Annotated in this window: 22 protein-coding genes; 16 read left to right on the plus strand and 6 right to left on the minus strand. The window is 64.4% G+C overall.

Annotated elements, in window-relative coordinates; all coding sequences use genetic code 11:
• Nucleotides 1-149: 149 nt before the first annotated feature.
• Complete coding sequence (gene mutS, locus ACZXDY_RS14970; RefSeq protein WP_464346016.1) at nt 150-2,879, plus strand: DNA mismatch repair protein MutS; 2,730 nt, start codon at nt 150-152, stop codon at nt 2,877-2,879.
• A gap of 111 nt (nt 2,880-2,990) precedes the next feature.
• Here mutS and ACZXDY_RS14975 read toward each other — a convergent pair whose 3' ends face one another.
• The 5 genes from ACZXDY_RS14975 to ACZXDY_RS14995 all read right to left on the minus strand — a co-directional run bounded on the left by ACZXDY_RS14975 (nt 2,991) and on the right by ACZXDY_RS14995 (nt 7,379).
• On the minus strand, nt 2,991-3,788 hold the full coding sequence (locus tag ACZXDY_RS14975) for a hypothetical protein (protein ID WP_464346017.1): 798 nt from the start codon (nt 3,786-3,788) through the stop codon (nt 2,991-2,993).
• Between the two features lie 177 nt (nt 3,789-3,965).
• Nucleotides 3,966-4,475, minus strand: coding sequence for an OsmC family protein (locus tag ACZXDY_RS14980; protein WP_464346018.1), 510 nt, complete (start codon nt 4,473-4,475; stop codon nt 3,966-3,968).
• Between the two features lie 53 nt (nt 4,476-4,528).
• Complete coding sequence (locus ACZXDY_RS14985; RefSeq protein WP_464346019.1) at nt 4,529-5,314, minus strand: ABC transporter ATP-binding protein; 786 nt, start codon at nt 5,312-5,314, stop codon at nt 4,529-4,531.
• Nucleotides 5,314-6,156, minus strand: coding sequence for an ABC transporter permease (locus tag ACZXDY_RS14990; RefSeq protein WP_464346057.1), 843 nt, complete (start codon nt 6,154-6,156; stop codon nt 5,314-5,316). The genes ACZXDY_RS14985 and ACZXDY_RS14990 overlap by 1 nt, the downstream gene beginning before the upstream one ends.
• Before the next feature lie 248 nt (nt 6,157-6,404).
• Nucleotides 6,405-7,379, minus strand: a complete 975-nt coding sequence (locus ACZXDY_RS14995) for an aliphatic sulfonate ABC transporter substrate-binding protein (RefSeq protein WP_464346020.1) — start codon at nt 7,377-7,379, stop codon at nt 6,405-6,407.
• 205 nt (nt 7,380-7,584) lie between these two features.
• On the opposite strand from ACZXDY_RS14995, the gene ACZXDY_RS15000 reads away from it, so the two are divergent.
• The 12 genes from ACZXDY_RS15000 (at nt 7,585) to ACZXDY_RS15055 (ending at nt 21,399) form a co-directional block, all read left to right on the plus strand.
• Nucleotides 7,585-10,389 carry a [protein-PII] uridylyltransferase gene (locus tag ACZXDY_RS15000; RefSeq protein ID WP_028166272.1) on the plus strand — a complete coding sequence of 935 codons (2,805 nt, stop codon included), beginning with the start codon at nt 7,585-7,587 and terminating at the stop codon, nt 10,387-10,389.
• Nucleotides 10,390-10,586: 197 nt separating this feature from the next.
• Nucleotides 10,587-11,642: a GTPase ObgE gene (gene obgE, locus ACZXDY_RS15005; protein WP_464346021.1), complete on the plus strand. Its 1,056-nt coding sequence runs from the start codon at nt 10,587-10,589 to the stop codon at nt 11,640-11,642.
• An 80-nt stretch (nt 11,643-11,722) separates the two neighbouring features.
• The gene (gene proB, locus ACZXDY_RS15010; protein WP_464346022.1) at nt 11,723-12,865 is read left to right on the plus strand and encodes a glutamate 5-kinase; all 1,143 of its coding nucleotides are present in this window, start codon (nt 11,723-11,725) and stop codon (nt 12,863-12,865) included.
• Nucleotides 12,866-13,002: 137 nt separating this feature from the next.
• Nucleotides 13,003-14,295 (plus strand): glutamate-5-semialdehyde dehydrogenase, encoded by a 1,293-nt coding sequence (locus tag ACZXDY_RS15015; protein ID WP_464346023.1) that lies wholly within the window; start codon nt 13,003-13,005, stop codon nt 14,293-14,295.
• A gap of 19 nt (nt 14,296-14,314) precedes the next feature.
• Entirely contained in the window at nt 14,315-14,956 is a 642-nt protein-coding gene (locus tag ACZXDY_RS15020) for a nicotinate-nucleotide adenylyltransferase (RefSeq protein ID WP_035691165.1), read from the plus strand.
• 226 nt (nt 14,957-15,182) lie between these two features.
• Complete coding sequence (gene rsfS / locus ACZXDY_RS15025) at nt 15,183-15,533, plus strand: ribosome silencing factor (RefSeq protein WP_028166267.1); 351 nt, start codon at nt 15,183-15,185, stop codon at nt 15,531-15,533.
• 48 nt (nt 15,534-15,581) lie between these two features.
• Nucleotides 15,582-16,064, plus strand: a complete 483-nt coding sequence (gene rlmH / locus ACZXDY_RS15030) for a 23S rRNA (pseudouridine(1915)-N(3))-methyltransferase RlmH (RefSeq protein WP_208827485.1) — start codon at nt 15,582-15,584, stop codon at nt 16,062-16,064.
• The gene (locus ACZXDY_RS15035; RefSeq protein ID WP_464346024.1) at nt 16,061-17,488 is read left to right on the plus strand and encodes a murein hydrolase activator EnvC family protein; all 1,428 of its coding nucleotides are present in this window, start codon (nt 16,061-16,063) and stop codon (nt 17,486-17,488) included. The genes rlmH and ACZXDY_RS15035 overlap by 4 nt, the downstream gene beginning before the upstream one ends.
• Nucleotides 17,485-18,849 carry a S41 family peptidase gene (locus ACZXDY_RS15040; protein WP_464346025.1) on the plus strand — a complete coding sequence of 455 codons (1,365 nt, stop codon included), beginning with the start codon at nt 17,485-17,487 and terminating at the stop codon, nt 18,847-18,849. The genes ACZXDY_RS15035 and ACZXDY_RS15040 overlap by 4 nt, the downstream gene beginning before the upstream one ends.
• Nucleotides 18,850-19,004: 155 nt before the next feature.
• A complete protein-coding gene (locus ACZXDY_RS15045) occupies nt 19,005-20,201 on the plus strand; it encodes a divergent polysaccharide deacetylase family protein (protein ID WP_464346026.1) in 1,197 nt (398 codons plus the stop codon).
• Nucleotides 20,202-20,389: 188 nt separating this feature from the next.
• Nucleotides 20,390-20,893, plus strand: a complete 504-nt coding sequence (locus ACZXDY_RS15050) for an RNA pyrophosphohydrolase (RefSeq protein WP_028166262.1) — start codon at nt 20,390-20,392, stop codon at nt 20,891-20,893.
• A gap of 2 nt (nt 20,894-20,895) precedes the next feature.
• Nucleotides 20,896-21,399, plus strand: coding sequence for an RNA pyrophosphohydrolase (locus ACZXDY_RS15055; RefSeq protein ID WP_464346027.1), 504 nt, complete (start codon nt 20,896-20,898; stop codon nt 21,397-21,399).
• Nucleotides 21,400-21,525: 126 nt separating this feature from the next.
• On the opposite strand, the gene glgX is transcribed toward ACZXDY_RS15055, so the two are convergent.
• The gene (glgX, locus tag ACZXDY_RS15060; protein ID WP_028166260.1) at nt 21,526-23,772 is read right to left on the minus strand and encodes a glycogen debranching protein GlgX; all 2,247 of its coding nucleotides are present in this window, start codon (nt 23,770-23,772) and stop codon (nt 21,526-21,528) included.
• Nucleotides 23,773-24,062: 290 nt separating this feature from the next.
• On the opposite strand from glgX, the gene groL reads away from it, so the two are divergent.
• From groL to ACZXDY_RS15075, 3 genes are all read left to right on the plus strand, one after another.
• Entirely contained in the window at nt 24,063-25,685 is a 1,623-nt protein-coding gene (gene groL / locus ACZXDY_RS15065) for a chaperonin GroEL (protein ID WP_028166259.1), read from the plus strand.
• 234 nt (nt 25,686-25,919) lie between these two features.
• Nucleotides 25,920-26,372, plus strand: coding sequence for an Hsp20 family protein (locus ACZXDY_RS15070; RefSeq protein WP_130225350.1), 453 nt, complete (start codon nt 25,920-25,922; stop codon nt 26,370-26,372).
• A gap of 78 nt (nt 26,373-26,450) precedes the next feature.
• Nucleotides 26,451-26,948 carry an Hsp20/alpha crystallin family protein gene (locus ACZXDY_RS15075; RefSeq protein WP_464346028.1) on the plus strand — a complete coding sequence of 166 codons (498 nt, stop codon included), beginning with the start codon at nt 26,451-26,453 and terminating at the stop codon, nt 26,946-26,948.
• The last annotated feature ends 38 nt before the right edge of the window (nt 26,949-26,986 follow it).

Here is a 26,986-nt window from a genome sequence, read left to right on the forward strand (position 1 = left end):
AGGAGCGGGTTAGCAGGAGGTCAATTGAGGCGGACGCGTCCCTCGCCCGCGTTGAAATGAGGTCGGGGGCGTGGAGAGGGTGGAAAACCCAATATCGCGGGGCAAAGCGGTGGGACGGGAGAGCGAAATTTTGTAGTTTCCGCCCCCTCATGACCGTCCAGCAGCCCATTCCCGTTCCATCCGAGGCGACACCGAGTGCGGAAACGCCCGCACGCATCACGCCGATGATGGAACAGTACCTCGAAATCAAGTCCGCCAATCAGGGCCTGCTCCTGTTCTATCGAATGGGCGATTTCTACGAACTGTTCTTCGAGGACGCCGAGATCGCTTCAAAGACACTCGGCATTGTCCTGACCAAGCGCGGCAAGCATCAGGGTATGGACATCCCGATGTGCGGGGTGCCGGTAGAACGCGCCGAGGATTACCTGCACCGATTGATCGCGGCAGGCCACCGCGTCGCGGTGTGCGAGCAGAGCGAGGATCCGGCGACAGCGCGCGCCCGCGGCAACAAGAGCGTGGTGAAGCGCGACGTGGTGCGGCTGGTGACGCCGGGCACGCTGACCGAGGACACGCTACTCGATGCCCGCACCAACAATTACCTGCTCGCGATCGCCCGCGCCCGCGGCTCGTCCGGCGGCGACCGCATCGGGCTGGCCTGGATCGATATTTCGACTTCCGAATTCATGGTAACGGAGTGCTCTGTCGCCGAGCTTCCGGCGACGCTGGCGCGCATCAATCCAAATGAAGCCATCGTCACCGACGCGCTCTACAGCGACGTCGAGTTCGGGCCAGTGTTGCGCGAATTGCCGGCGGTGACGCCGCTTACTCGTGACGTCTTCGACGGCGCCACCGCCGAGCGGCGGCTGTGCGACTATTTCGCGGTCGCGACCATGGACGGCCTCGCCGCGATGTCGCGATTGGAAGCAACGGCCGCCGCGGCCGCCGTCACCTATATCGACCGCACGCAAGTTGGCAAACGCCCGCCGCTGTCGCCGCCCTCGCGCGAGGCGGTCGGCACCACCATGGCGATCGACCCGGCGACGCGCGCCAATCTCGAATTGACACGCACCTTGGCCGGCGAACGCCGCGGCTCGCTGCTCGATGCGATTGACTGCACCGTGACCGCCGCCGGCTCGCGCCTGCTCGCGCAACGGCTCGCGGCCCCTCTCACGGACAGCGCTGCGATCACGCGGCGGCTCGATGCCATCTCGACCTTCGTCGCCGATAGTGCCGCACGTGAGGATATCCGCAGCGTGCTACGCGCGGCGCCGGACATGTCGCGCGCGTTGGCGCGGCTGTCGGTCGGCCGCGGCGGCCCGCGCGATCTCGCTGGGCTCCGCGACGGCATCCTGGCCGCCGATCAGGCATTGGTGCGGCTGGCGCAGCTCGACCAGCCGCCGGCGGAAATCGTGGCCGTGATGGAGGCGCTGCGCCGCCCCTCGCGGGACTTGGCGCATGAGTTCGAGCGTGCGCTCGCCGAGCAATTGCCGCTGATCAAGCGCGACGGCGGTTTCGTCCGCGAAGGCTATGAGGTCGCGCTCGACGAGAGCCGCAACCTGCGCGACGCCTCGCGCCTTGTCGTCGCTTCGATGCAGGCGCGCTACGCCGAGGACACCGGCGTCAAGGCGCTCAAGATCCGCCATAACAACGTGCTCGGCTATTTCGTCGAGGTGACCGCGCAGCACGGCGACAAATTGATGACGCCGCCCTTGAACGCGACCTTCATCCATCGCCAGACGCTTGCCGGCCAGGTCCGCTTCACCACCTCCGAACTCGGCGAGATCGAAGCCAAGATCGCCAATGCCGGCGACCGCTCGCTCAATCTCGAGCTCGAGATATTCGACCGGCTCTCTGCCATGGCACTCGCCGCAAGCGACGATCTGCGCGCCGCCGCGCTCGCCTTCGCACTGCTCGATGTCGCGACCGCGCTGGCAAAGCTCGCGGTCGACGAGAATTATGTGCGGCCCGAGGTCGATCATTCCCTAGGCTTTGCGATCGAAGGCGGCCGCCATCCGGTGGTCGAGCAGGCCTTGAAGCGCGACGGCCAGCCGTTCATCGCCAACGCCTGCGACCTGTCGCCAGGGCCGGCGCAGAAATCCGGACAGCTCTGGCTGCTCACCGGTCCGAACATGGCCGGCAAATCGACCTTCCTGCGCCAGAATGCGCTGATCGCGCTGCTCGCCCAGATCGGCAGCTATGTGCCGGCATCACGAGCGCGGATCGGCATCATCGATCGCCTGTTCTCCCGCGTCGGCGCGGCTGATGATCTCGCGCGCGGACGCTCGACCTTCATGGTCGAGATGGTCGAGACGGCGGCGATCCTCAACCAGGCCAGCGAGCGCTCGCTCGTGATCCTGGATGAGATCGGCCGCGGCACGGCCACCTTCGACGGCCTTTCGATCGCCTGGGCCGCGATCGAGCATCTGCATGAGAACAACCGCTGCCGCACGCTGTTCGCGACGCATTATCACGAGCTCACCGCGCTCTCGGCAAGACTGCCGCGGCTGTTCAACGCCACGGTGCGGGTGAAGGAATGGCAGGGCAATGTCGTGTTCCTGCACGAGGTGCTGCCGGGCTCGGCTGACCGCTCCTACGGCATCCAGGTGGCCAAGCTCGCGGGATTGCCGGCGGCGGTGATCAGCCGCGCCAAGTCCGTGCTGGCGAAACTGGAGGCGCAGGACCGCGGCCAGACCGCCCGCGCTTTGGTCGACGACCTCCCGCTGTTCGCTGTCCCCTCCCGCGCCGCCGCCGAAGCCGCGCCGCCGAGCGAGGCAGAGCTGTTGGTGGAAGCCGTGAAGGCGCTGCACCCGGACGAGATGTCCCCGCGCGAGGCGCTGGAAGCGCTCTACGCACTGAAGGCGAAACTGCCGAAGGGGTAGACGCTGCCGTAGCCGTGATCGAACACCGTCATTCCGGGATGGTCCGCAGGACCAGACCCGGAATCTCGAGATTCCGGGTTCGATGCTGCGCATCGCCCCGGAATGACAGCTTCACCGCACCAACCTTCGCCGCCCGTGCCACCAGAGGCCGAGATTCCAGGTCACGCAGGTCGCAAGGGCCAAGCTGAGACCGATCGCCGAACCGAACTGCAGCGCGGCGACATGCAGCACAGCAATCGCAATTCCAAATCCCATCAGGCCCCAGGCGCCGTTGGCGATCACGGCGGCCGTCGGCGGGCCGCCGATGCGCGGATGCAGGATTAGCATCATCGAGGTGAACACCACCGGAAACAGCGCGATGATGCCGCTGACCTGCGGGCCGACCCAGCCTGAGGACGTCACCACGATCGCGACCAATGTCGCGACCAGCGAGGCGCGCAGCGGGATGTCGTACCAGCGGCGCGTGATCAGCGGCATCTTCTTCACATGGCGGTAGCGCTGCAACAGCGGCACGCAGATCGCAAAGGTGATGACGTTCACGATCAGCCCCGCGGCCAGCGTCCAGTGGAACTGGCGGAAGATGGACGCGAGCAGGAGCCATACCGCGACGGCTGCCGTCGTGCTGAGCAACGCGCCGTGCCGCTGTGCCAACACGACATAGGTCAATCCGAGATAGATCGTCGCCGCATTGATGGGCAGGCTGGCGAGCGCGCCCTCGGCGATGAACGCCGCATCATGGTCGAGCGCGAGGAAGACATAGGATGGCCCCGCCGAGATCGGCAGCGTTGCCACCAGCGCGCCGATCACCGGCCCCGAACGCTCGGTGATGATGGAGGCGGTCACGACAAAGGCGGCGGTAGTCGCCATGCGCAATAGCAGCGTCAGCAGGAAGATGAATTCGGGGGGCATCGGCGCGGAAGAATTTATTGCAGGATCGCCGTAGCGACGGCCGCTTTCACCTCTCCCATAGGGAGAGGTCGATTTGCGCAGCAAATCGGGTGAGGGTTCAGGTCCCTCGAGGAAGCGGAGCCCCTCACCCGCGCCTCGGCGCGACCTCTCCCTATGGGAGAGGTAAGAGCAACGACATCACACCCGCTTCAGCGAGACCGCGACCTCCGGGCCGTGCCTGATGGTCTGGTAGACCACGCAATAGCGTTCTGTGAGCTTCAAGAGGAGGTCGAGCTTGTCCTGCGGCGCGTCGGTGTCGACCTCGAAGCGCAGGCGGATCTCGGCGAAGCCGACCGGGGCCTCCTTGTCGACACCGAGCGTGCCGCGGAAATCGAGATCGCCCTCGGCGAACACGTTGCCGCTCTTGAGCGGCACTTCGATCGCCGTCGCCACTGATTTCAAGGTCACGCCGGCGCAAGCGACCAGCGCTTCCAGCAGCATGTCGCCGGAGCAGAGTTCCAGCCCGGAGCCGCCGGTCGCTGGATGGAGGCCCGCGACCGCGAGCGCGCGGCCGGTTTCGACCTTGCAGGCGATGCCTTCGCTCTCGATCGAGCCTTTGGCTTTCAGCGTGATGACGGCGGTGGCGGGGTCGGCCTTGTAGCGTTCCTTGATCGGGGCTTGCAGCGCGCGGAGCTCGGTGGCGTCCATTGTTGTTCTCCCGGATTTTCTGCCTCCGGGTGTACTGCCTTATCGCACGGCTGTCACCACCACATCGCCTCGCCTGCGTTCGCGGCCGCCTCGCTGTCAGGCACGTTGCGGTCGAGCGAACGATCGAGCGCCGTCAGCACGCGGCGCTTGAAATTGTCGAAATGTGCCGAACTTCGGTCGCGCGGCCGCGCCAGGTTGATCGCGATCTCCTCGAACAGCCGGCCCGGCCGCGGCCGCATCACCAGCACGCGGTCCGCCAGCACCACGGCCTCGTCGACGTCATGCGTCACCAGGATCAGCGTCGGGCGAGTGTCGGCCCAGAGGTCGAGCAAGTGATCCTGCAGGTCGCGCCGGGTGAAGGCGTCGAGCGCGGAAAACGGCTCGTCGAGCAACAGCACCTCCGGCTGCGGCACCAAAGCGCGCGCGATCGCCACCCGCTGCGCCTGCCCGCCGGAAAGCTCGCGCGGCCAGGCATTGGCCTTGTCAGTGAGGCCGACACGGGCCAGCGCGCGCGCCACCTTTTCACGCCGTGCATCGGCCGGCAGGTCTGACAGGCCAAAGCCGATATTGTCGGCGACGCTGAGCCATGGCAGCAGCCGCGGCTCCTGGAAGATGATGCCGATCTTGGCGTGCGGCGCGGTGATGGTGGCGCCATCGAGCGTCACCGTGCCTGACGTCGCGCGATCGAGCCCGGCGATGGCGCGGAGCAGTGTCGACTTGCCGCAACCGGAACCGCCGATGATGGCGATGATTTCGCCCAGCTTGATCTCGGCAGAGAAGCGCGACAGTGCGTGGACGCCATTGGGATAGGTCTTGCCGACTTTATCAAGCGCGAGCATCAGGCCGCTCCGCGCTCGCGGCCGAAGGCGTCCTGCCAGCGCAGGAGCGGCGCGGTGGCGAGCTCGATCAGCCAGTCGGTGGTCTTGCCGAGGATCGCGAAGATCACGATCGCGGCGACGATCTGCGCCGGCTTGCCGAGCTGCTGGCCGTCGATCAGGAGATAGCCGAGCCCCTCGGAGGCGCCCATGAACTCGGCGGCCACCACGAACATCCAGCCGAGACCAAGGCCGACGCGGAGCGCCACCACGTAAGCCGGCAAAACCGCCGGCAACAGGATGCGCCGGATCATCGCCGGGCCCGAGAGGCGGAAGATGCGGCCGACCTCGACAATCTTGCGGTCGACCGAGAGGATCGCGCCCATCACGCCGAGATAGACCGGGAAGAACACGCCGACCGCGATCAGCGCGACCTTCGAGGTTTCGAAAATGCCGAGCCAGAGGATGAACAGCGGCACCCAGGCAATCGAGGGGATCGCCCGCAGCGCCTGCACGGTCGGATCGAGCAGCCGCCGCGCCAGTCCCCAATAGCCGGAGACGGCGCCGAGCAGCGTGCCGGCGACGACGCCGAGCGCAAAGCCCGCGGCAACGCGAGAGAGCGTCGTGATGATGTGCCGCGACAGCTCGCCGCTTTTCGCCAGTTCCACGATCGTGGCGAAGACTTTCGTCGGCGGCGGCACCAATCGGCCGTTGGAATAGCCGAGCCAGACCGCCAGCTCCCAGCCGAGGGCGAGCCCGACTGGCAGCAGTAACCCGAGCGCGGGCCGGGCAAAACGCGACAGCCGCGCCGCCGCAGGCGGCATGGCGGCGTCGGGTTGTTCCAGCACTGGCACTTCAATGGTCATCGCCACGGCAAGAACCCTTTCCCGCGCCGGATTGCAAGGTGGGTCTCACCCCACGTCGTCACCGCGAAAGCGGGGATCCATAACCACAGGAGCCGGTGGTAAGGCAGGGCTGGGGCCCCAACGTCGCGCCACATCGAACATTCGTGGTTATGGGTCCCGGGTCGCGCTTCGCTTGCCCGGGACGACAGCTCAAATCGTCGAGGCTTCGTAGCCCGAGTTTCGCTGCGCTCCACCCGGGCTACGGATCGTCAATTCGTCGGCAGAGGGACTTGGTCGTCGATCAGCGAATTCAGCACCGCCTTCACGTCGACCTTGGCATCGACCACGCCGGCCTGCTGCAGCGCGAGCCCTGCGGCGAGGATCGAATCGCGCTGCGGGGCGCCGACACGGCTGTGGGTCAACTCGGTGCGCTCCTTGAGCTGCTTGTCGACCACGGCCTCCGGCAGCTTGGTTACGGCAATGAAGGTCTTCTTCAGCTCGTCGTAATTCGCCAGCGAATATTTGCGGGCCTCTTCGTAAGTAGCGAGCACGCGGCGCACGACGTCCGGGTGGTCCTTCAGGAACTGCTCGCGCACATTAAGGATGCCCCAGGTGTTGGCGTCCGCCTTGCGGAAGAACAATTTTGCGCCGTCCTCGACTTCGGCCTGCGCCATCATCGGGTCGAGGCCGGCCCAGGCATCGACATCGCCGCGGATCAGCGCGGTCTTGCCGTCGGCGTGCTGGAGCAGCACCGGCGTGATGTCCTTTTCGGAGAGGCCGGCGTCAAGTAGTGCCCGCACCAGGAAGATGTGCGGATCGGTACCGCGGGTCACCGCGACGCGCTTGCCCTTGAGGTCGGCGACCGAGGCGATCTTGGAATCCTTGCCCGTGACCAGCGCGGTCCATTCGGGACGCGAATAGACATAGATCGACTTGATCGGGTTGCCGTTGATCTTGGCGACCAGCGCGGCCGAGCCCGCCGTCGAACCCAAATCGATCGATCCCGCGTTGAGGAATTCGAGCGCCTTGTTGGAGCCGGCGGATTGCACCCAGACGATGCTGATGCCGTCCTTGGCGAACTCCTTTTCCAGGAGCCCTTTCTGCTTCAGGACCAGCGAGACCGGATTGTAGGTCGCCCAGTCGATGCGTATCTCCTTGAGCGGCTCCGCCGCAAAACTTGCCGCGGGCGCAAGCGCCAAACCTGCAATCATCGCAGCCACAATGCGCCGTGAAATCCGGACCATCCTCAGCCTCCAGGTACTGGAAAATCTTGTTAAAACGTCATTTCATCTCAATGAGTTAGGCCGCAAGGTCAATGAGAAAATCCGGATCCTGAAGGCGGCAGCGCGAGAATGAATTTGCCCAAATCAACTGGAATTCAGCACAGAGTGATCGCGGGGCCACAATGTCCCGTGACAGCACAGGCGCCGTCCTTTATCGGGATAGACCATGGATAGTGTCGTGGCCGAACCCCGCCCGGAAGTGGATGACCGTTTCGATACCGCGCGGATCACCGCCGCGGTCGACGCGCTCGCCGAGAAACACGCGGGACGCGAGGACCAATTCCGCTCGGCCATGGCGCAACTGCTCAAGGCGGAACTGATCGCGGCACGCGCCACGGCACAGGCCGTACTGCTCAAGGACCGCCACGGCCGACGCTGCGCGGAGCGGCTCTGCATCGTGCAGGACGAGATCATCCGCATCCTCTATGCGGCGGCGACCAAGCATCTCTATCACTCGCCGATCCCCTCCGGCGAGGAGCGCATGGCGGTCGTCGCCACCGGCGGCTACGGCCGCGGCCTGATGGCGCCGGAATCCGACATCGATCTGTTGTTCATCCTGCCCTACAAGCAGACCGCCTGGGGCGAGCAGGTCGCCGAAGCGATCCTTTATTGCCTGTGGGACATGGGACTGAAGGTCGGCCACGCCACGCGGTCGGTCGACGAATCGATCCGCCAGGCGCGCGGCGACATGACGATCCGCACCGCCATCCTGGAGACGCGGTTCCTGACCGGCGACCGGCCGCTCTATGACGAACTGGTCGACCGATTCGACAAGGACGTCGTGCAGGGCACCGCTGCCGAATTCGTCACCGCCAAGCTGGCCGAGCGCGAGGAGCGGCACCGCCGCGCCGGACAGTCGCGCTATCTGGTCGAGCCCAATGTCAAGGACGGCAAGGGCGGCCTGCGCGACCTGCACACGCTGTTCTGGATCGCGAAATATGTCTACCGCGTGCGCGAGACCGATGAATTGCTCGAACGCGGCGTGTTCGACGCGCAGGAATACCGCACCTTCCGCCGCTGCGCCGATTTCCTGTGGTCGGTGCGCTGCAACATCCATTTCTTCGCCGGCCGCGCCGAGGAGCGGCTGTCGTTCGACGTCCAGCGCGAGATCGCGGTCAGGCTCGGCTACACCTCGCATCCCGGGATGCAGGACGTCGAGCGCTTCATGAAGCATTACTTCCTGATCGCCAAGGACGTCGGCGACCTCACCGCGATCCTGTGCGCCAAGCTGGAGGAAGAGCAGAAGAAGCCGGCGCCGGTGCTGAGCCGCATGGTGGCGCGCCTGCGGCCCGGCAGCACCAAGCGGCGCGTGCCCGAGAGCGACGACTTCATCGTCGACAACAACCGCATCAACCTGGCCGCGCCCGACGTCTTCAAGCACGATCCGGTCAATCTGATCCGCATCTTCCGTCTGGCGCAGAAGAACAACCTCGCCTTCCATCCCGACGCGATGCGCACCGTGACGCGCTCGCTCAAGCTCGTGAACACACAGCTTCGCGAAGACGCGGAAGCCAATCGGCTGTTCATGGAGATCCTGACCTCAGACAATGCCGAGATCGTGCTGCGGCGAATGAACGAGACCGGCGTGCTCGGTCACTTCATCCGCGCCTTCGGCAAGATCGTGTCGATGATGCAGTTCAACATGTACCACCACTACACGGTGGACGAGCATCTGATCCGCTGCATCGGCTTCCTGCAGGAGATCGAGCGCGGCGGCAATGACGAGTTCATTGTCGCCAGCGACCTGTTCCGCAAGATCCGCCCCGAGCATCGCCCGGTGCTCTATATCGCGACCCTTTTGCACGATATCGCCAAAGGCCGGCCCGAGGATCATTCGGTCGCCGGCGCGAAGGTGGCGCGACGGCTATGCCCCCGGCTCGGCTTCAGCAACGCCGACACCGAGCTCGTCGCATGGCTGATCGAGGACCACCTGACGATGTCGACAGTCGCGCAGTCGCGCGACCTCTCCGACCGCAAGACGATCGAGAATTTTGCCGCCGTCGTGCAATCGGTCGAGCAGATGAAACTGCTCACGATCCTCACCACCGCCGACATCCGCGGCGTCGGCCCCGGGGTGTGGAACGGCTGGAAGGCGCAACTCCTGCGCACGCTCTATTACGAGACCGAGCCGGTGTTGACCGGCGGCTTCTCGGAAGTGAACCGCGCCCGCCGCATCGCAGTGGCGCAGGCCGAATTCCGCGCCGCCTTCACCGAATGGCCGGAAGCGGAACTCAACGCCTATATCGAGCGGCATTACCCGGCGTACTGGCTCAAGGTCGAACTGCCGCGCAAGATTCGTCAGGCGCGCTTCATCCGCGCCAGCGAGCAGGCCGGGCACAAGCTTGCGATCAATGTCGGATTCGACGAGGCGCGCGGCGTCACCGAACTGACGATCTGGGCAACCGACCATCCCTGGCTATTGTCGATCATCGCCGGCGCCTGCGCTTCCGCTGGCGCCAATATCGTCGACGCCCAGATCTACACCACGACCGACGGCCGCGCGCTCGACACCATCGCGATCTCCCGCGAATACGACCGCGACGAGGATGAAGGCCGCCGCGCCACCCGGATCGGCGAGATGATCGAGGACGTGCTGGAAGGCAAATTGCGCCTGCCCGAGGCGATGGCACGCCGCGCCGTCCATCGCAGCAGCGGCAACAAGGTGAAGGCGTTCACCGTCGAGCCCGAAGTGACGATCAACAACCAGTGGTCGGACCGCTACACCGTGATCGAGGTTTCCGGCCTCGACCGGCCCGGCCTGCTGTACCAGCTCACCACCGCGATCTCGAAGCTCAACCTCAATATCGCCTCCGCCCATGTCGCGACCTTCGGCGAGCGCGCCCGCGACGTGTTCTATGTCACCGACCTCCTGGGCGCGCAGATCACTGCGCCGACCCGGCAGGCCGCGATCAAGAGTGCGCTGTTGCACCTGCTGGCCGACGAGAACGCGGCCGCCCAGCCGGCGGCCTGAACCTTCGCCGTAATTTTACGGAACCAGCAACCGGCTGACAGTTAAGCCTTTTATCCGATCAGCCAGCTTCAGGGTTGCCGCCTCAACGCCGCTGCCTTACCTAGAGCCTTGGTAAACCGTGGCTCTAGCCTTTTGTTTCGACGCGTTTTCTCGCGCGAACCGGTATCCACTTCGCTCGAAAACGCTATGGTAGGCTCATGAAATTCCTCGATGAAGCAAAGGTCTATGTTCGCTCCGGCGACGGCGGCAACGGCTGCGTCGCGTTCCGGCGCGAGAAGTTCATCGAGTTCGGCGGGCCCTCCGGCGGCAATGGCGGGCGCGGCGGCGACGTCATCATCGAGGCGGTCGACGGGCTGAACACGCTGATCGACTACCGCTACCAGCAGCATTTCAAGGCGCAAAAGGGCACCAATGGCATGGGCAAGGACCGCCATGGCGCCAATGGCAAGCCGATCGTGCTGAAGGTGCCGGTGGGAACCCAGGTGTTCGACGAGGACCGCGAGACGCTGATCTACGATTTCACCAAGCTCGGCGAGAAATTCGTGCTGGCCGAGGGGGGCAATGGCGGTTTCGGCAACGCGCATTTCAAATCATCCACCAACCGCGCCCCGCGCAACGCCAACCCCGGCCTGCCCGGCGAGGAACGCTGGATCTGGCTCCGCCTGAAACTGATCGCCGATGCGGGCCTGGTCGGACTGCCGAATGCCGGCAAATCGACCTTCCTGTCCGTGGTCAGCGCCGCCAAGCCGAAGATCGCGGACTATCCCTTCACCACGCTGCACCCGCAGCTCGGCGTCGTGAGCGCGCAGGGCCGCGAATTCGTGCTCGCCGACATCCCCGGGCTGATCGAGGGCGCGCATGAAGGCGCTGGCCTCGGCGACCGCTTCTTGGGCCATGTCGAGCGTTGCCGCGTGCTGTTGCACCTGATCGACGCCACCTGCGAGCATGCCGGCAAGGCCTACAAGACGGTACGTACCGAGCTCGAGGCCTATGAGGGCCATCTCGCCGAGAAGATCGAGATCGTCGCGCTGAACAAGATCGACGCGGTCGCGCCGGACGAATTGAAGAAGCAGAAGGACCGGCTGAAACGGGCGGCCAAGAAGACGCCGCTGCTCGTCTCCGCCGCCACCGGCGAGGGCATTCCGGACGCGTTGAAGGCGCTGGTCGAGGTGATCGGCGAGGCGCCGGTGTCGGCCAAGGCCAAAGGCGGCACTGATGCCGAACCCTGGGCGCAACCGACGCCGCAGGGCTGATTCCAACGCTCTTTCCCGGGCGCCGCTTTCAAAGTAAGGGGTGGTGCGCATCCCTCCGCTGCTCTGCTCCGACCGAACCCATGAAACGCCCCGCGCTCAATCGCTTTCGCCGTATCGTCGTCAAGGTCGGCTCATCGCTCCTGATCGATTCCGAGGCGGGCGAGGTCAAGTCGTCGTGGCTGTCTGCGCTCGCCGCGGACATCGCCAAGCTGCACCGGGAAGGCCGGGAGGTGTTGATCGTCTCCTCCGGTTCGATCGCGCTCGGACGTAGCCAGTTGAAACTGCCGCGCGGGCCCCTCAAGCTCGAGGAGAGCCAGGGTGCGGCCGCCGTCGGCCAGATTGCGCTGGCACGGATCTGGTCGGAAGTGCTTGGCGATCACGGGATTCGCGCCGGACAGATCCTGGTCACGCTGCAGGATACCGAGGAGCGCCGCCGCTATCTGAATGCGCGCTCGACGATCGCCAAGCTCCTGGAATGGCGCGCGGTGCCCGTGATCAACGAGAACGACACGGTCGCCACCAACGAGATCCGCTATGGCGACAATGACCGCCTCGCTGCCCGCGTCGCTACGATGGCGAGCGCCGATCTCCTCGTCCTGCTGTCCGACATCGACGGCCTCTATGACGCGCCGCCAGCCGGCAACCCCAACGCAAAACTGATCCCGGTGGTCGAAAGCATCAGCGCGGAGATAGAGGCGATGGCGGGCGAGGCTGGATCCGAGCTGTCGCGCGGCGGCATGCGCACCAAGATCGAAGCGGCCAAGATCGCGACCACCGGCGGCACGCACATGCTGATCGCCTCCGGCAAGATCGAGCATCCCTTGCAGGCGATCACGGACGGCGGGCGCTGCACCTGGTTCCTGACGCCGGCCAACCCGATCACAGCGCGTAAACGCTGGATCGCCGGCTCGCTGGAACCGAAGGGCACGCTGACCATCGACGCCGGCGCGGTGGCCGCGCTGCGGGCCGGAAAGAGCCTGTTGCCGGCCGGCGTGATCCGGATCGACGGCCAGTTCGCCCGCGGCGACGCGGTGATCGTCCGTGGCCCCGATACCCATGAGATCGGCCGCGGCCTCGTCGCCTACGACGCAGAGGACGCCGACAAGATCAAGGGCCGCTCCTCCCCCGACGTGATGGCCATCCTAGGCATCAGCGGCCGGGCGGAGATGATCCACCGCGACGATCTGGTGGTCGGCCCTGCAGGGGTCATTCCGGCCAAATAGGGCATTGGCCGAGCTCCTGCGGACTTGCGGCGACCGGTGGAGCCCGCCCGGTTCGACCTGCCATGCCGGTTCCTCGCCTCGCCAAGGCCCCGATTTCCGTGCTAGACCATGGTCTTAACAGAACGCTGGGACACTCCATGACTGCGCCGCTGAAGGCGATCGACGGTAACGCCGATCTGCCGACCCTCATGAATGAACTCGCGACACAAGCGCGTGCCGCTGCGCGCGTGCTGGCGCTCGCGCCGCCCGAGCAGAAGAACAGGGCCCTTGCCGCGATCGAGCGTGCCATCCGCGAGAATGCACCGACCATCCTTGCCGCCAATGCCGAGGATGTCGCCGAGGCGCGCGCGAGCGGTGCGACCTCGGCATTCGTCGACCGCTTGACGCTGACGCAGGCGCGCATCGAGGCGATGGCCGATGGCGTCGCCACCGTGCGCAACATTCCCGATCCGGTCGGCGCCGTCACCGAGAGCTGGCAGCGGCCTAACGGCATGACCATCGAACGTGTCCGCGTGCCGCTCGGCGTCATCGCCGTAATCTTCGAAAGCCGCCCCAATGTCGCGGCCGATGCCGGCGTGCTGTGCCTGAAATCCGGCAACGCCGTAATCCTGCGCGGCGGCTCCGACAGTTTCCGCTCCTGCCGCGCGATCCATGAGTGCCTGGCGCAGGGCCTGCGCGAGGCGGGTCTGCCGGAAGCCGCGATCACGCTGGTGCCGACCCGCGATCGGGCCGCGGTTGGGCTATTGCTCACCGGGTTGAACGGCGGCGTCGATGTGATCGTGCCGCGCGGCGGCAAGAGCCTGGTCGCGCGGGTGGAAGCCGAAGCGCGCGTGCCGGTGTTCGCCCATCTGGAGGGCGTCAACCACGTTTATGTCGACCGCTCGGCCAATCTGGAGATGGCGAAGTCGATCGTGCTGAACGCCAAGATGCGGCGTCCCGGCGTCTGCGGCGCGGCCGAGACGCTTCTGGTCGACCGCGCCGGCGCCTCCGCCAGCCTGAAGCCGCTGGTCGAAATGCTGATCGATGCCGGCTGCGAGGTGCGCGGTGACGAGACGGTGCAACGCGTCGATGCCCGCGTGAAGCCGGCAGCCGAGGAAGACTGGGACACCGAATATGAGGACGCGATCATCGCGGCTCGAATCGTCGACGGCGTCGATGAAGCGATCGCGCATATCCACCAGCACGGCTCGCGGCATACCGATGCCGTCGTGACGGATGATAAGGCTGTTGCGGAGAAATTCCTCAATGAGGTCGACTCCGCGATCGTGCTGCACAACGCCTCGACCCAGTTCGCCGACGGCGGCGAGTTCGGCTTCGGCGCGGAGATCGGGATAGCCACCGGCAAGTTCCACGCCCGCGGGCCGGTCGGCGCCGAGCAACTGACGAGCTTCAAGTATCGCATCCACGGCACCGGACAGACGCGGCCGTGAAGCCAAACTTGTGATCCCATTGAAGCCAGCCCAGATCGCGTCGCCATCGGTCGCGCGGGCGCTTCCGTTCTACACCAACGGAATGCGCATCGGCCTGCTTGGCGGCTCCTTCAATCCGCCGCATGCCGCGCATCGCGCGATCAGCCAGTTCGCGCTCAAGCGGCTGCAGCTCGACCGCGTCTGGTGGCTGCTCACGCCCGGCAACCCGCTCAAGAATCACGACGGCCTGCATGCGCTCGCCGAGCGCGCTGCAGCCGCACTGAAAGTGGCCGACGATCCTCGTATCGATGTGAGCTGTCTCGAAGCTGTCATCGGCACGCGCTACACTGTAGACACGATCATCCATTTGCGGCGCCGCGTCTCCGGCGTGCATTTTGTCTGGATCATGGGCGCCGATAACCTCGCGCAGTTCCACCGTTGGAAAGACTGGCGGCGCATCGCCTCCGATGTGCCGATCGCCGTGATCGACCGTCCGCCACAAAGTTTCCGCGCGCTCGCCGCGCCCGCCGCACAGGCGCTCGCCCGCTATCGTCTGCCCGAGAATCAGGCGCCCCGGCTGGCGGATCAGCGGGCGCCGGCCTGGGTCTTTCTCACTGGCATGAAATCCAATCTGTCTTCGACCGGCCTTCGGAACCCTGATGGGAGCTGGAGGACGGTCTAGCGCATGATCGAGATGGATCATGCGGCAAGTGGCGTGGGGCTTACTGGAATATTGAAACCCTTAACCCCACATGCGTAGTATAGGCGGCGGGCACCGAGATTCGGCGTTCGCGATACAGTGAAAGGAATGGTCCCTGGCCACACCTGTATTGTCCAAGTCTGTTTTACCCAAGGCAGCCAACAAGGCAGCAAAACCTGCGCGTAAAACATCGACCCCGACTGCGGCCTTGAAGGCGCAAGGCGACGCCGACAAGACCCTGAATATGATCCTCTCCCGCCTCGACGATATGAAGGCGGAAGAAACGGTCACCATCGACCTTCGCGGCAAATCAGCATACTCCGACTACATGGTCATCACCTCGGGCCGGGCCAACCGGCACGTCGGTGCGATCGCGGAGAACGTCACGAAAGCCCTGAAGGAAAACGGCATCAGCAAAATCCATGTCGAAGGCTTGCCCAATTGCGACTGGGTGCTGATCGATTCCGGCGATGTGATCGTGCACGTGTTCAGGCCCGAGGTGCGCGAGTTCTACAATCTCGAGCGGTTGTGGACGCAAAGCCCGGTCGCGGCGGTCTAGATCTCTGAGCCGATGCAAATCGGCCGATGCGCATGCTAACATGCGTTAATGCGGTTACTTGTCATCGCGATCGGCCGATTGAAGCAGGGCCCGGAGCGGGAACTGGCGGAGCGCTATCGCGAGCGCTTCGACGATATCGGTCGCAAGCTCGGCTTCCGCGGCCTGGACGTTCATGAAATTTCGGAAAGCCGCGCGCGCGACGCGGCAACAAGGATGGCCGAGGAAGCCGCGGCGATCTCGGCGCTGATCCCGGAAAAACACCTGCTCGTGGCGCTGGATGAGCGCGGCGAGAACGTCGACAGCGCGGCATTTGCCGGGTATCTCGGGCGCTGGCGGGACCAATCGGTCGCCAATACTATTTTCGTCATCGGCGGCGCCGACGGACTTTCGCCTGATTTGCAGCGCAAGGCCAAGCTGCGCGTCGCATTCGGCGCAGCGACTTGGCCGCACCAGATGGTCCGGGTCATGCTTCTGGAACAGATTTATCGGGCGGCGACCATTTTGGCCGGCCACCCCTATCATCGCGCGTGAACCGTCAAGAGAAAGCGCTGAACAATCCGATGCCGTCGCTGCGCGACCTTCACCGTTATCCCGACGCCGCGCACCGCGGCCGGTATCCGGCATCCTGGCTTCCCCTTCCGGTTGTGTTGCTGTCGGCAACCCTTTTGTGGTCCGGAAGCCTTGCCACAACCGCGATCGCGCAAACACCGCCGCAACAGCAACAGACCGCGGCAACCGCGCCTTCGCCCGATATCATCAAGCAGCGGGAGCAGGAGCTTGAGGCCGTCCGCGAACAGCAACGAAAAGCCACCGAGCTGCAGGAGAAATTGAAGGCCGACATTGCCGCGATCGGTCAGGACCGCAGCAAGCTCAACCAGCAGATCATCGACATTGCGGGCCAAGTGCGCGGCGTCGAAGGCCGGATCGTCGATGCAGAGGCGCGGCTGCGCCCGCTCGACGGCCGCGAGCAGGAGATCCGCGCCTCGCTCGATTCTCGCCGCGCCGAGATCATCGAGGTGCTGGCGGCGCTGCAACGTGCCGGCCGGCGCACGCCGCCGGCGCTCCTGGTGCGGCCAGAAGACGCACTGCAGTCGCTGCGGACCGCGATGCTGCTCGGTGCGGTCGTGCCTGAATTGCGGGGGCGCGCGGAAAAGCTGACCGCCGACCTCGGCGAGCTGGTTGCGCTGCGCAAGACCATCGCCAGCGAGCGCGATGCAATGGCGCGCGACCGCGACAAGCTCAGGGAAGACCAGGTCCGGCTCGCGGCGCTGGTCGAGGAGCGACAACGCCAGCAGAGCGCGATCGAAAAGGACATGGCAGCGGAAGGCGCGCGGGCCATCGCCCTGTCCAAGCAGGTCGACGACCTGCAGGGCCTGATCGCCAAGATGGAACAGGATCTGAAGAGCGCCGCGAAAGCGGCCGCCACCGCCAACCTCCAGGGCACGCCCGCCGCCCCGAACGGCAAGCCAAATCTGGGCGCTTTGAAGGATTCGGCGCGGCTGAGGCCGGCGGTCGCCTTTGCCTCGGCCAAGGGCCTGTTCGCCTACCCTGTTAACGGTACCAGGATTCGTGATTTTGGCGGCTCTGACGGTGCTGGCGGCGTGCAAAAAGGCATTTCTTTGGCAGCGCTGCCCGGTGCCCAGGTCACAACCCCGTGTGACGGCTGGGTCGTCTATGCCGGACCCTTCCGAAGCTACGGTCAACTCTTGATCCTCAACGCCGGGGGCGGGTATCATGTTTTGATCGCCGGGATGGAGCGTATTTCGGTAAACATCGGCCAGTTTGTACTTACGGGGGAGCCGGTCGCGACCATGGGGTCTACGTCCCAGGTTGCCTCTATTTTCGCTACAAACGCGAGCCAACCCGTGCTCTACGTCGAGTTCCGTAAGGACGGCACTCCAATCGATCCAGGCCCATGGTGGGCCGCAAATGAAGGCGAAAAGGTTCGCGGATGATGCGCAAGACTTCTGTAGTTCTCCTCAGCGCCGCATGCGGTGCAGCGTTGACGCTGTTCGTTACCCAACCGCGCGCCGTGCTGATGGGATCAAGCGCGCGCGCCGCGACCTCGGATACCTACCGCCAGCTCAATCTGTTCGGCGACGTGTTCGAGCGCGTGCGCAGCGACTATGTCGAGAAGCCCGATGACAGCAAGCTCGTGGAATCCGCCATCAGCGGCATGCTGGCCGGGCTCGATCCGCACTCGAGCTACATGGACGCCAAGAGCTTCCGCGACATGCAGGTGCAGACGCGCGGCGAGTTCGGCGGCCTCGGCATCGAGGTCACGATGGAAGACGGGCTGATCAAGGTCGTCTCCCCGATCGACGATACCCCCGCCTCGAAGGCCGGCATCATGGCCAACGACATCATCACCACCCTCGACGACGAAGCCGTGCAGGGTCTGACCCTCAACCAGGCCGTCGAGAAGATGCGCGGGCCGGTGAACACCAAGATCCGGCTGAAGATCGTCCGCAAGGGCCAGGACAATCCGATCGAGGTCACGCTGGTGCGTGACAACATCCGCGTCCGCTCGGTGCGCGCCCGCGTCGAGGCCGACGACATCGCCTATATCCGCATCACCACCTTCAACGAGCAGACCACCGAAGGCCTGAAGAAGGAGATCGCGAATCTCTCGAGCCAGATCGGCGACAAGCTGAAGGGCTACATCATCGACCTCCGCAACAATCCCGGCGGCCTCCTGGAAGAAGCCGTGACGGTGTCCGACGCCTTCCTGGAGCGCGGCGAGATCGTCTCGACCCGCGGCCGCAATGCCGAGGAAACCCAGCGCCGCGCCGCCCATGCGGGCGACCTGACCAAGGGTAAGCCGGTCATCGTGCTGATCAACGGCGGCTCGGCCTCGGCCTCGGAAATCGTCGCCGGCGCGTTGCAGGACCACAAGCGGGCGACGCTGGTCGGCACCCGCTCCTTCGGCAAGGGTTCGGTCCAGACCATCATCCCGCTCGGCAGCGGCAACGGCGCGTTGCGGCTGACCACCGCGCGCTACTACACGCCATCAGGCAAGTCGATCCAAGCCAAGGGCATCGTGCCCGATATCGAGGTGCTGCAGGATGTGCCGGATGAACTGAAGGCCCGCACCGACACCAAGGGTGAGGCCTCGCTGCGCGGCCATCTGAAATCCGACGGCGACGAGAAGACCGGCTCGCAGTCCTACGTGCCGCCGGACGCCAAGGACGACAAGGCACTCAAGCTGGCCGACGACCTCCTGCATGGCATCAAGTCCACCGCCAGCTCGGCGCCGCCGCCCGGCGGTGACAAGGCTGCGGTCGACAACAAGCCAGGCAGCAAGGCCGCGAACTGATCGGCCATCGCGAATTCAGACCAAGGGCGGCCCCTTCGGCCGCCCTTTTCATTTCGAGGGTCCTGTAGCCCCGTCGGCTCCACCCGAGCTACGGGTGTCCGGCGTCCTCCGAGAAGCGGCTGTGCTATCGTCGGCGGAGCTGATTCGGGGGGTTCATGGCAGAGGCGGCCGACGAACTGAGCGCACCGCTCGGACAGGAAACCGTGGCCAAAAAACGCCGGTTCCAGGTGCCGTTCACGGCCACGCAGGTGCTGGCGGTGATGCTCGGCCTGATCCTGGTCACTTTCGCCGGCATCGCCTTGTTCAACGATGATCCGCTCGGCGGCGAGCCGATCGCCCATATCGCCTTGCGCAAGGCGCCGGTGGCGGAGGAAAAACCCGCAGCCGCCGGCCCTGCCGCCGAGCCCATGGCGAAATCGCCGCCCAGGCAGGCTGCCGGCGAGAGCAAGACGGTCACCATCATCGACGGCTCGAGCGGCGCGCGGCATGACGTCGTCGTCAGCGGCGATGCCGCCGACAAGGCCGAGTCCGACGCCGCGCCAGGGCCGATGACCGGCATAGACCAGCGCCTCCTGGAAAAATCGCGCTATGGCATGATCCCTGTGGTCGCCGACGGCTTGAGGCCGTTTACGGTCTATGCGGCCGATGCCGACCGCGCCAAGGCGGCAAAAACACCCGTGGTGGCGATCGTGGTCGGGGGGCTCGGCGTCGGCGCCGCCAAAACCACCGACGCCATCATGAAACTGCCGCCGGCGGTGACGCTGGCCTTCACGCCCTATGGCGCCGACCCGACCAAGCTTGCCGAACGGGCGCGTGCGCAGCGTCACGAGATCCTGCTGCAGGTCCCGATGGAGCCGTTCGACTACCCGGACAATGACCCTGGCCCCCAAACGCTGCTGACGACCCTGAACGCGGAACAGAATCTCGACCGGCTTTATTGGCACTTCAGCCGCATCCAGGGCTATGCCGGCATCGCCAATTTCATGGGCGCCCGTTTCGTGGCGACCGATCCGGTGATGCAGCCGATCATGCGTGAAGCAGCCAAGCGCGGCTTGAGCTATTTCGACGACGGCGCCACGCCACGCAGCGTCGCGGCCTCGCTCGCCGCCGGCCAGGCGCTGCCCTTTGCCAAGGCCGATTTCACCATCGATGCGGTTCCGACGTCGGTGGAGATCGACCGCGTGCTGGTCAAGCTCGAGACGCTTGCCAAGGAACGCGGCGTCGCGGTCGGCGTGGCCTCGGCGCTGCCGATTTCGATCGAGCGCCTCGCGGCCTGGACCAAGACGCTGGAGGCGCGCGGTATCCTGCTTGTGCCATTGACAACCGCGATGCTGAAATCAAAATCGGGCTAGAACTTCAACCTGATGGCGCGACTTCGGACTTCCGGACCGCCTGTCTTCTAGATCATGATCCGCCAGGTGAATCGGGTCATGGTCTCGTCTTTTTGTTGGAGCGTGATCTTCCCACGCAAACGCTTTGCGTCGCGAGGGAGAAACGATTTCCGACTGGTTCCGGATCACGCTCTGGGAGTCCTGATCGAATGACGCGTTACGAGGAACTGCCCTACCGGACCTGCGTTGGCGTGATGCTGCTCAACCGAGACGGGCTGGTCTTTATCGGACGCCGCGCTGGCGGCATCGAGCATGTCGACGACACCCACATCTGGCAGATGCCGCAAGGCGGCGTGGATCCCGGTGAAGACGTCTGGGACGCCGCCAAGCGCGAGCTCTACGAGGAGACCAGCGTCCGATCGGTCGAGAAACTCGGCGAGGTCGAGGACTGGCTGATTTACGATATTCCGCGCACGGTCGCAGGGCGCGCCTGGAAGGGCCGCTATCGCGGCCAGCGCCAGAAATGGTTCGCGGTTCGCTTCACCGGCAAGGACAATGAAATCGACGTGGAACATCCCGGCGGCGGCCACAAGGCCGAGTTCTCGAACTGGCGCTGGGAGCCGATGAAGAATCTCCCCGAATTGATCGTGCCGTTCAAGCGGCCGGTGTATGAGCGGGTCGTGCAGGAGTTTTCCAGGCTCGCGGGCCGATAGGAATGTCCGAAGAAAAACTATACCGCCCCAATGTCGGGGTCGCGCTGTTCAACACGTCCGGCCACGTGCTGATCGGCCACAGATTCAGGGACGATGGTCCGGAAATCATCCTTCCCGGGCTTGAATGGCAGATGCCGCAGGGCGGCATCGATGCTGGCGAGGAACCGCGCCAGACGGTGATGCGGGAACTTTGGGAGGAGACGGGCGCCGTCTCGGCCGATTATCTCGGCGAGACCGATTGGATCACTTATGAATTCCCGCCCTACAATGGACCGCCGCATCGTCTCGGCAAATTCCACGGACAGCGGCAAAAATGGTTCGCGCTGCGATTCACCGGGCGCGACGAGGAAATCGACCCGCTGACACCGCGCAACGGACAACCGGCCGAATTCGACGCCTGGCGCTGGGAGCGGCTCGACCGCGTCCCCGATCTCGTCGTGCCGTTCCGCCGCGAAGTGTACCGGCATGTCGCCCGCAGCTTTGCCGCCTTTGCGCAAGCGCGCTGAGACCGGATTGCAGAACCTCACCTCGTCTAAAGCGCGATGAGACGACGATGAATCATTATCGCGCTTTAGGTTATTGTTGAGCATGATCTTTTCGGAAAACCGCTTCACACTTTTCCGGATCATGCGCTAGGTGAACGCATTATCGGATAGCGGGAACTCGGCGACATCAAGGATGCTGCCGATGCCATGCCGCAAGCGGCGCACGGCGCTGTCTTCGCTCGCGAGACCGAACGCCAGCATGGAGCGTCCGGTCACGGCATAGACGTGGCCGAACGGAAAGGTTGGCAGTTGCCCCTCCGGCTGGTTGGTATCGATCAACCCCTGCCAGTGCTGTCCTTCCGGAACTTCCGGCAGCGTAAAGTTCACGACGTCATAATGGGCGTTGTAGATCAACAGCAGGGTCGCGTCCGATCCGCGACGTTTGATTCCGGTTTCCTGGGCGCGACCATCAAGCAGCATCCCGAAGCAGCGCACATTGCCGTCCTGCCACTGCTCGACGGTCATTTCTTCGCCCGACGGGGCAAGCCAGGTCACGTCCTTGACGTCGAGCTCCTCATTGTGGGTGCCGATCAGGAAACGGCTCCGATAAAGGATCGGAAACGCCTTGCGCATCGCGATCAGCTTTCGCGTGAATTCGCGCAAGGCGCGTCCTTCAGGCGATATCTTCATCCAATCGAGCCAGGTGGTCTCGTTGTCCTGCGCATAGGCGTTGTTGTTGCCCTTCTGGCTGTGACCGAATTCGTCGCCGGCGAGCAGCATCGGCGTGCCGTGCGACAGGACCATCGTGGCAAGGAAATTGCGCTTCTGCCGCTCGCGTAACGCGACAATCTCCGCATCCGATGTTGGACCTTCGACGCCGTGATTCCACGAGTGATTGTTGGAATGGCCGTCCTGGTTTTTCTCGCCATTGGCCTCGTTGTGCTTGTCGTTGTAGGAGACGAGATCGTTGAGGGTGAAGCCGTCATGGGCGGTAACGAAGTTGACGCTCGCCCACGGTTTGCGGCCGCGCTTGTTGAACAGGTCTCCCGACCCGGTAGTGCGCTTGACGAAATCAGCGACCTGCCCGGCATCCCCTTTCCAGAAGCGTCGCGCCGTATCGCGGAATTTGTCGTTCCATTCCGCCCAGCCCGGCGCGAACTGGCCGACCTGGTAGCCGCCGGGGCCGATGTCCCATGGCTCCGCGATCAGCTTGACGCTGGAGAGCACCGGGTCCTGCCGACAGGCATCGAGGAAGCTGCCGCCTTCATCGAAGCCGTAGGGTTCGCGCGCGAGAATGGTGGCAAGATCGAAACGAAAGCCGTCGACGCGCATCTCCGTTGCCCAGTAGCGAAGAGAGTCGGCGACCATCTGCAGCACGCGCTGGTGCGATAGATTGACGGTGTTCCCGGTGCCGGTATCGTTGATGTAGTAGCGCCTCTGATCGGGCAGCAGCCGATAATAGCTCGCGTTATCAATGCCCTTGAAGGACAGCGTCGGTCCGAGTTCGTTGCCTTCGGCGGTGTGGTTATAGACCACGTCGAGGATCACCTCGATGCCGTGGGCATGGAATTGGTTGACCATCTCCTTGAACTCGGTCGCCAAGCCTGTCCGCAGGTAGCGCGGATCCGGAGCGAAGAAAGCGAGCGAGTTGTAGCCCCAATAATTGCGCAGGCCTCTGTCGACCAGATAGCTGTCGTCGACGAAAGCATGAATCGGCAACAGCTCCGCGCTGGTGACGCCGAGCGAGCGCAGATACGCCGATACGTTCGGGCAGGCGAGGCCCGCGAACGTGCCGCGATCGGCTTCCGGCACCAATGGATGCAGCTTGGTGAAGCCCTTCACATGCATCTCGTAGATGATGGTGCGCTCCCACGGCGTCGCAGGCTTGCGGTCACGCCCCCAGGTGAAAGCGGGATCGATCACCCGGCACTTCTGCACCAGATGGATATTGTCGCGGTCATCAAACGATTTGTCCTTGTCGGCATCGCCGATCTTGTAGCCGAACAGTTCGGGACCCCATTGCAACTGCCCGACCAATTGCCGGGCGTAAGGGTCGATCACCAGCTTGTTCGGATTGAAGCGATGGCCGGCGTCGGGTTCATAGGGACCATGGACGCGATAGCCATAGACCAATCCTGGCCGCGCGGTCGGCAGATAGCCGTGCCAGACTTCGTCGGTATATTCGGGAAGCTCGATCCGCTCGACCTCGGTTTGGCCGGCGTCGTCGAACAGGCATAGCTCCACCTTGGTGGCATGCGCTGAAAACAGCGCGAAGTTGACACCCAGGCCGTCCCAGGTGGCGCCCAGGGGAAACGGCCTGCCTTCGCGAACAGCGGAGCGCCGCAGCAACTGGGCTGCCTGCGCGAGCTCACGACCTGCGGCTGATCTATCCATCAGAAGGCCTGCCCTTCGGTGACATAAACGCCTGCACCTCACCATCGTTCCTCTGGTCGGGCGGCTCGGCTCTACCCGATCTCCGCCGCCGGAACGGGTTCCCGGCTTCCCGGTCCTGTGACATCATGGAGCAGAGCAACACTCTCGGCCCAGGCCGGACGGCCGAGGCCGCGCGGAAGGCCGCTTAGAGTACGATCCGGAAAAGCGGATACCGCTTTCCCGAAAATAACGATGCTCAGACAAGGACGAGAGAACGCAGTTGATCCATCAAGGGGAGAGGAGAAAACGTCATGGCCGCGAAAGACGTGAAGTTCTCAACCGAAGCCCGCGAGCGCATGTTGCGTGGCGTAGATCTGCTGGCGAATGCGGTCAGGGTGACGCTCGGACCGAAGGGCCGCAACGTCGTGCTGGAAAAATCCTTTGGAGCACCGCGCATCACCAAGGATGGCGTCACCGTTGCCAAGGAGATCGAGCTCGAGGACAAGTTCGAGAACATGGGCGCACAGATGGTGCGGGAGGTCGCGTCCAAAACCAGCGACATCGCGGGTGACGGCACAACCACCGCGACTGTGCTCGCACAGGCGATCGTCAGGGAGGGCGCCAAATCGGTCGCCGCCGGCATGAATCCTATGGACCTGAAGCGCGGCATCGACCTCGCGGTCGAAGCGATCGTCGCTGACCTCAAGACCCATGCCAGGAAGATCACCTCCAATGATGAGATCGCCCAGGTCGGCACCATCTCCGCCAACGGAGATGCCGAGATCGGCCGCTTCCTTGCCGATGCCATGCAAAAGGTCGGCAATGAAGGCGTGATCACGGTCGAGGAGGCGAAGAGCCTCAACACCGAGCTGGAAGTGGTCGAGGGCATGCAGTTCGACCGCGGCTATGTCTCGCCCTATTTCGTCACCAATGCGGAGAAGATGAAGGTCGAGCTCGAAGAGCCCTATGTCCTGACCAATGAGAAGAAGCTGACCACGCTGCAGTCGATGTTGCCGCTGCTGGAAGCGGTGGTGCAGTCCGGCAAGCCGCTGCTCATCGTCGCGGAGGACATCGAGGGCGAGGCGCTGGCGACGCTCGTCGTCAACAAGCTGCGCGGCGGCCTGAAGGTCGCCGCGGTGAAGGCGCCGGGTTTCGGCGATCGCCGCAAGGCGATGCTCGAGGATATCGCCATCCTCACCGGCGGCACCGCGATCTCGGAAGATCTCGGCATCAAGCTCGAGAATGTCACGCTGAACATGCTCGGCCGTGCCAAGAAGGTCGTAATCGAGAAGGAGAGCACGACCATCGTCGATGGCGCGGGCGCCAAGAAGGACATCGAAGCACGCACTGCCCAGATCAGGACGCAGATCGACGAAACCACCTCTGACTATGATCGCGAGAAGCTTCAGGAGCGGCTCGCCAAGCTCGCCGGCGGCGTCGCCGTGATCCGGGTCGGCGGCGCGACCGAAATCGAGGTGAAGGAGCGCAAGGACCGGGTCGAGGACGCGCTGCACGCCACCCGCGCAGCCGTCGAGGAAGGCATCCTTCCCGGCGGCGGCGTGGCGCTGCTGCGTGCCTTGAAGGCGCTGGACAAGATCAAGACCGCCAATGCCGACCAGAAGGCGGGCGTCGATATCGTCCGTCGTGCCTTGCAGATACCGGCGCGCCAGATCGTCGAGAATGCCGGCGAGGACGGTTCACTCGTGGTCGGCAAGCTCCTGGAGCGCGGCGACTACAATTGGGGCTTCAATGCCGCGACCGGCGAGTACGAGGACCTGGTACGCGCCGGCGTGATCGATCCGGCGAAGGTGGTTCGCACCGCATTGCAGGACGCGGCATCCGTTGCCTCGCTCCTGATCACGACGGAAGCATTGGTCGCCGACAAGCCGAAGAAGTCCGAGCAGACGCCCACCCCGCCGCCGATGGACTTCTGATCGACAACAAGGGCGGCCCGCGGATAATGCCGCCGGTCGCCTTACGCGATTGGCGAACTTTCCTGAGTGGCCGGAAAATTTCGGACACCCCTCTTGAAAGTTCGCGCCGGTTTTCTAATTCGATTTTGCCGCCAAGAAAGGTGGTGCCGGATGCCAGCTTGGGTCCGGCGAACTGGGCGGCGGACAGTGTCCGACGCTCCTTCGTATCCATCTTGCTCTGAGGAGGACTTGGTTATGAGGACCTTTGACTTCTCGCCCCTGTGGCGCTCCACAGTCGGCTTTGACCATCTTGCGGATTTGCTCGATGCGAGCCTACGGCAGTCCGCCGACGACAACTATCCCCCTTACAATATCGAGCGGTCCGGCGAGGACAGCTATCGGATCTCGCTGGCAGTTGCCGGCTTTGGCGTGAATGACATCACCGTCACCGCCGAGCAGGACATGCTCACGATCGAAGGCAGGAAACCTGAGGGACCGGCGCGCGATTATCTCTACCAGGGCATCGCCGCGCGACCGTTCCGGCGGGTATTCAGCCTCGCTGACCATGTGCAGGTTAGGCAGGCCTCCATCAAGGATGGCCTCTTGATCGTCGATCTCGTCCGCGAGGTGCCGGAATCGATGAAGCCGCGACGCATCCCGATCGCGGGTACGGGCTCCCAAGCAATCGAGCAGAAGCAGGCGGCCTGACTTGCCTGATGCTTGACGAGGACACGCGTGGGCCAAACCGCCCGCGCGGGAGATCGTAGCTGAGACAAGGAGGATAAGATGGCTTTTCGTGATCTCATTCCCTGGTCGAAGAGCCAGGAGCTTGCGCCGACGCGCGAGAATTTCGATCCTTTCATCACGCTTCACCGCGAGATGAACCGTCTGTTCGACGACGTGTTCCGCGGTTTCGGCTCCTTCGGTCCCATCAGCAGCCCGCTGTTGGAAGGCCGCTTCGGTTGGCCGAAGATCGAGCTCAGCGAAACCGACAAGGAGCTTACCGTCTCCGCAGAGCTTCCGGGCATGACGGAGAAGGACGTTCAGGTCGAGATCGCCAATGGCGTGCTGACGCTCAGGGGCGAGAAGAAAGCCGAGCGGACGGATAACGGAAAGTACTTCTCCGAACGCTACTACGGCGCGTTCGAGCGGCGGATCGCCCTTGATGGTGTTGCCGAAGACAAGGCGCAAGCTTCCTTCCGCGACGGCGTATTGACGATCACGCTGCCGAAATCGGAGGAAGCGCGCGAGAGCGTCAAACGCATCCCGATCGGCAAGCAATAACATGAAAGGCGGCGCGTCCGGCGCCGCCTTTCAACTCA

Source organism: Bradyrhizobium sp. LeoB3 (assembly GCF_055456055.1).

Excerpts from the sequence above, each read along its gene's own strand:
- ACZXDY_RS14985 (WP_464346019.1), bottom strand. The coding sequence starts at position 5,314 with ATGCTCGCGCTTGATAAAGTCGGCAAGACCTATCCCAATGGCGTCCAC.
- proB (WP_464346022.1), top strand. The coding sequence starts at position 11,723 with ATGAAACGCCCCGCGCTCAATCGCTTTCGCCGTATCGTCGTCAAGGTC.
- mutS (WP_464346016.1), top strand. The coding sequence starts at position 150 with ATGACCGTCCAGCAGCCCATTCCCGTTCCATCCGAGGCGACACCGAGT.
- ACZXDY_RS14975 (WP_464346017.1), bottom strand. The coding sequence starts at position 3,788 with ATGCCCCCCGAATTCATCTTCCTGCTGACGCTGCTATTGCGCATGGCG.
- ACZXDY_RS15070 (WP_130225350.1), top strand. The coding sequence starts at position 25,920 with ATGAGGACCTTTGACTTCTCGCCCCTGTGGCGCTCCACAGTCGGCTTT.
- obgE (WP_464346021.1), top strand. The coding sequence starts at position 10,587 with ATGAAATTCCTCGATGAAGCAAAGGTCTATGTTCGCTCCGGCGACGGC.
- ACZXDY_RS15050 (WP_028166262.1), top strand. The coding sequence starts at position 20,390 with ATGACGCGTTACGAGGAACTGCCCTACCGGACCTGCGTTGGCGTGATG.
- ACZXDY_RS14995 (WP_464346020.1), bottom strand. The coding sequence starts at position 7,379 with ATGGTCCGGATTTCACGGCGCATTGTGGCTGCGATGATTGCAGGTTTG.
- ACZXDY_RS15000 (WP_028166272.1), top strand. The coding sequence starts at position 7,585 with ATGGATAGTGTCGTGGCCGAACCCCGCCCGGAAGTGGATGACCGTTTC.
- ACZXDY_RS15015 (WP_464346023.1), top strand. The coding sequence starts at position 13,003 with ATGACTGCGCCGCTGAAGGCGATCGACGGTAACGCCGATCTGCCGACC.
- ACZXDY_RS15055 (WP_464346027.1), top strand. The coding sequence starts at position 20,896 with ATGTCCGAAGAAAAACTATACCGCCCCAATGTCGGGGTCGCGCTGTTC.
- ACZXDY_RS15075 (WP_464346028.1), top strand. The coding sequence starts at position 26,451 with ATGGCTTTTCGTGATCTCATTCCCTGGTCGAAGAGCCAGGAGCTTGCG.
- rlmH (WP_208827485.1), top strand. The coding sequence starts at position 15,582 with ATGCGGTTACTTGTCATCGCGATCGGCCGATTGAAGCAGGGCCCGGAG.
- ACZXDY_RS15040 (WP_464346025.1), top strand. The coding sequence starts at position 17,485 with ATGATGCGCAAGACTTCTGTAGTTCTCCTCAGCGCCGCATGCGGTGCA.
- ACZXDY_RS15045 (WP_464346026.1), top strand. The coding sequence starts at position 19,005 with ATGGCAGAGGCGGCCGACGAACTGAGCGCACCGCTCGGACAGGAAACC.
- groL (WP_028166259.1), top strand. The coding sequence starts at position 24,063 with ATGGCCGCGAAAGACGTGAAGTTCTCAACCGAAGCCCGCGAGCGCATG.
- ACZXDY_RS14980 (WP_464346018.1), bottom strand. The coding sequence starts at position 4,475 with ATGGACGCCACCGAGCTCCGCGCGCTGCAAGCCCCGATCAAGGAACGC.
- ACZXDY_RS14990 (WP_464346057.1), bottom strand. The coding sequence starts at position 6,156 with ATGACCATTGAAGTGCCAGTGCTGGAACAACCCGACGCCGCCATGCCG.
- glgX (WP_028166260.1), bottom strand. The coding sequence starts at position 23,772 with ATGGATAGATCAGCCGCAGGTCGTGAGCTCGCGCAGGCAGCCCAGTTG.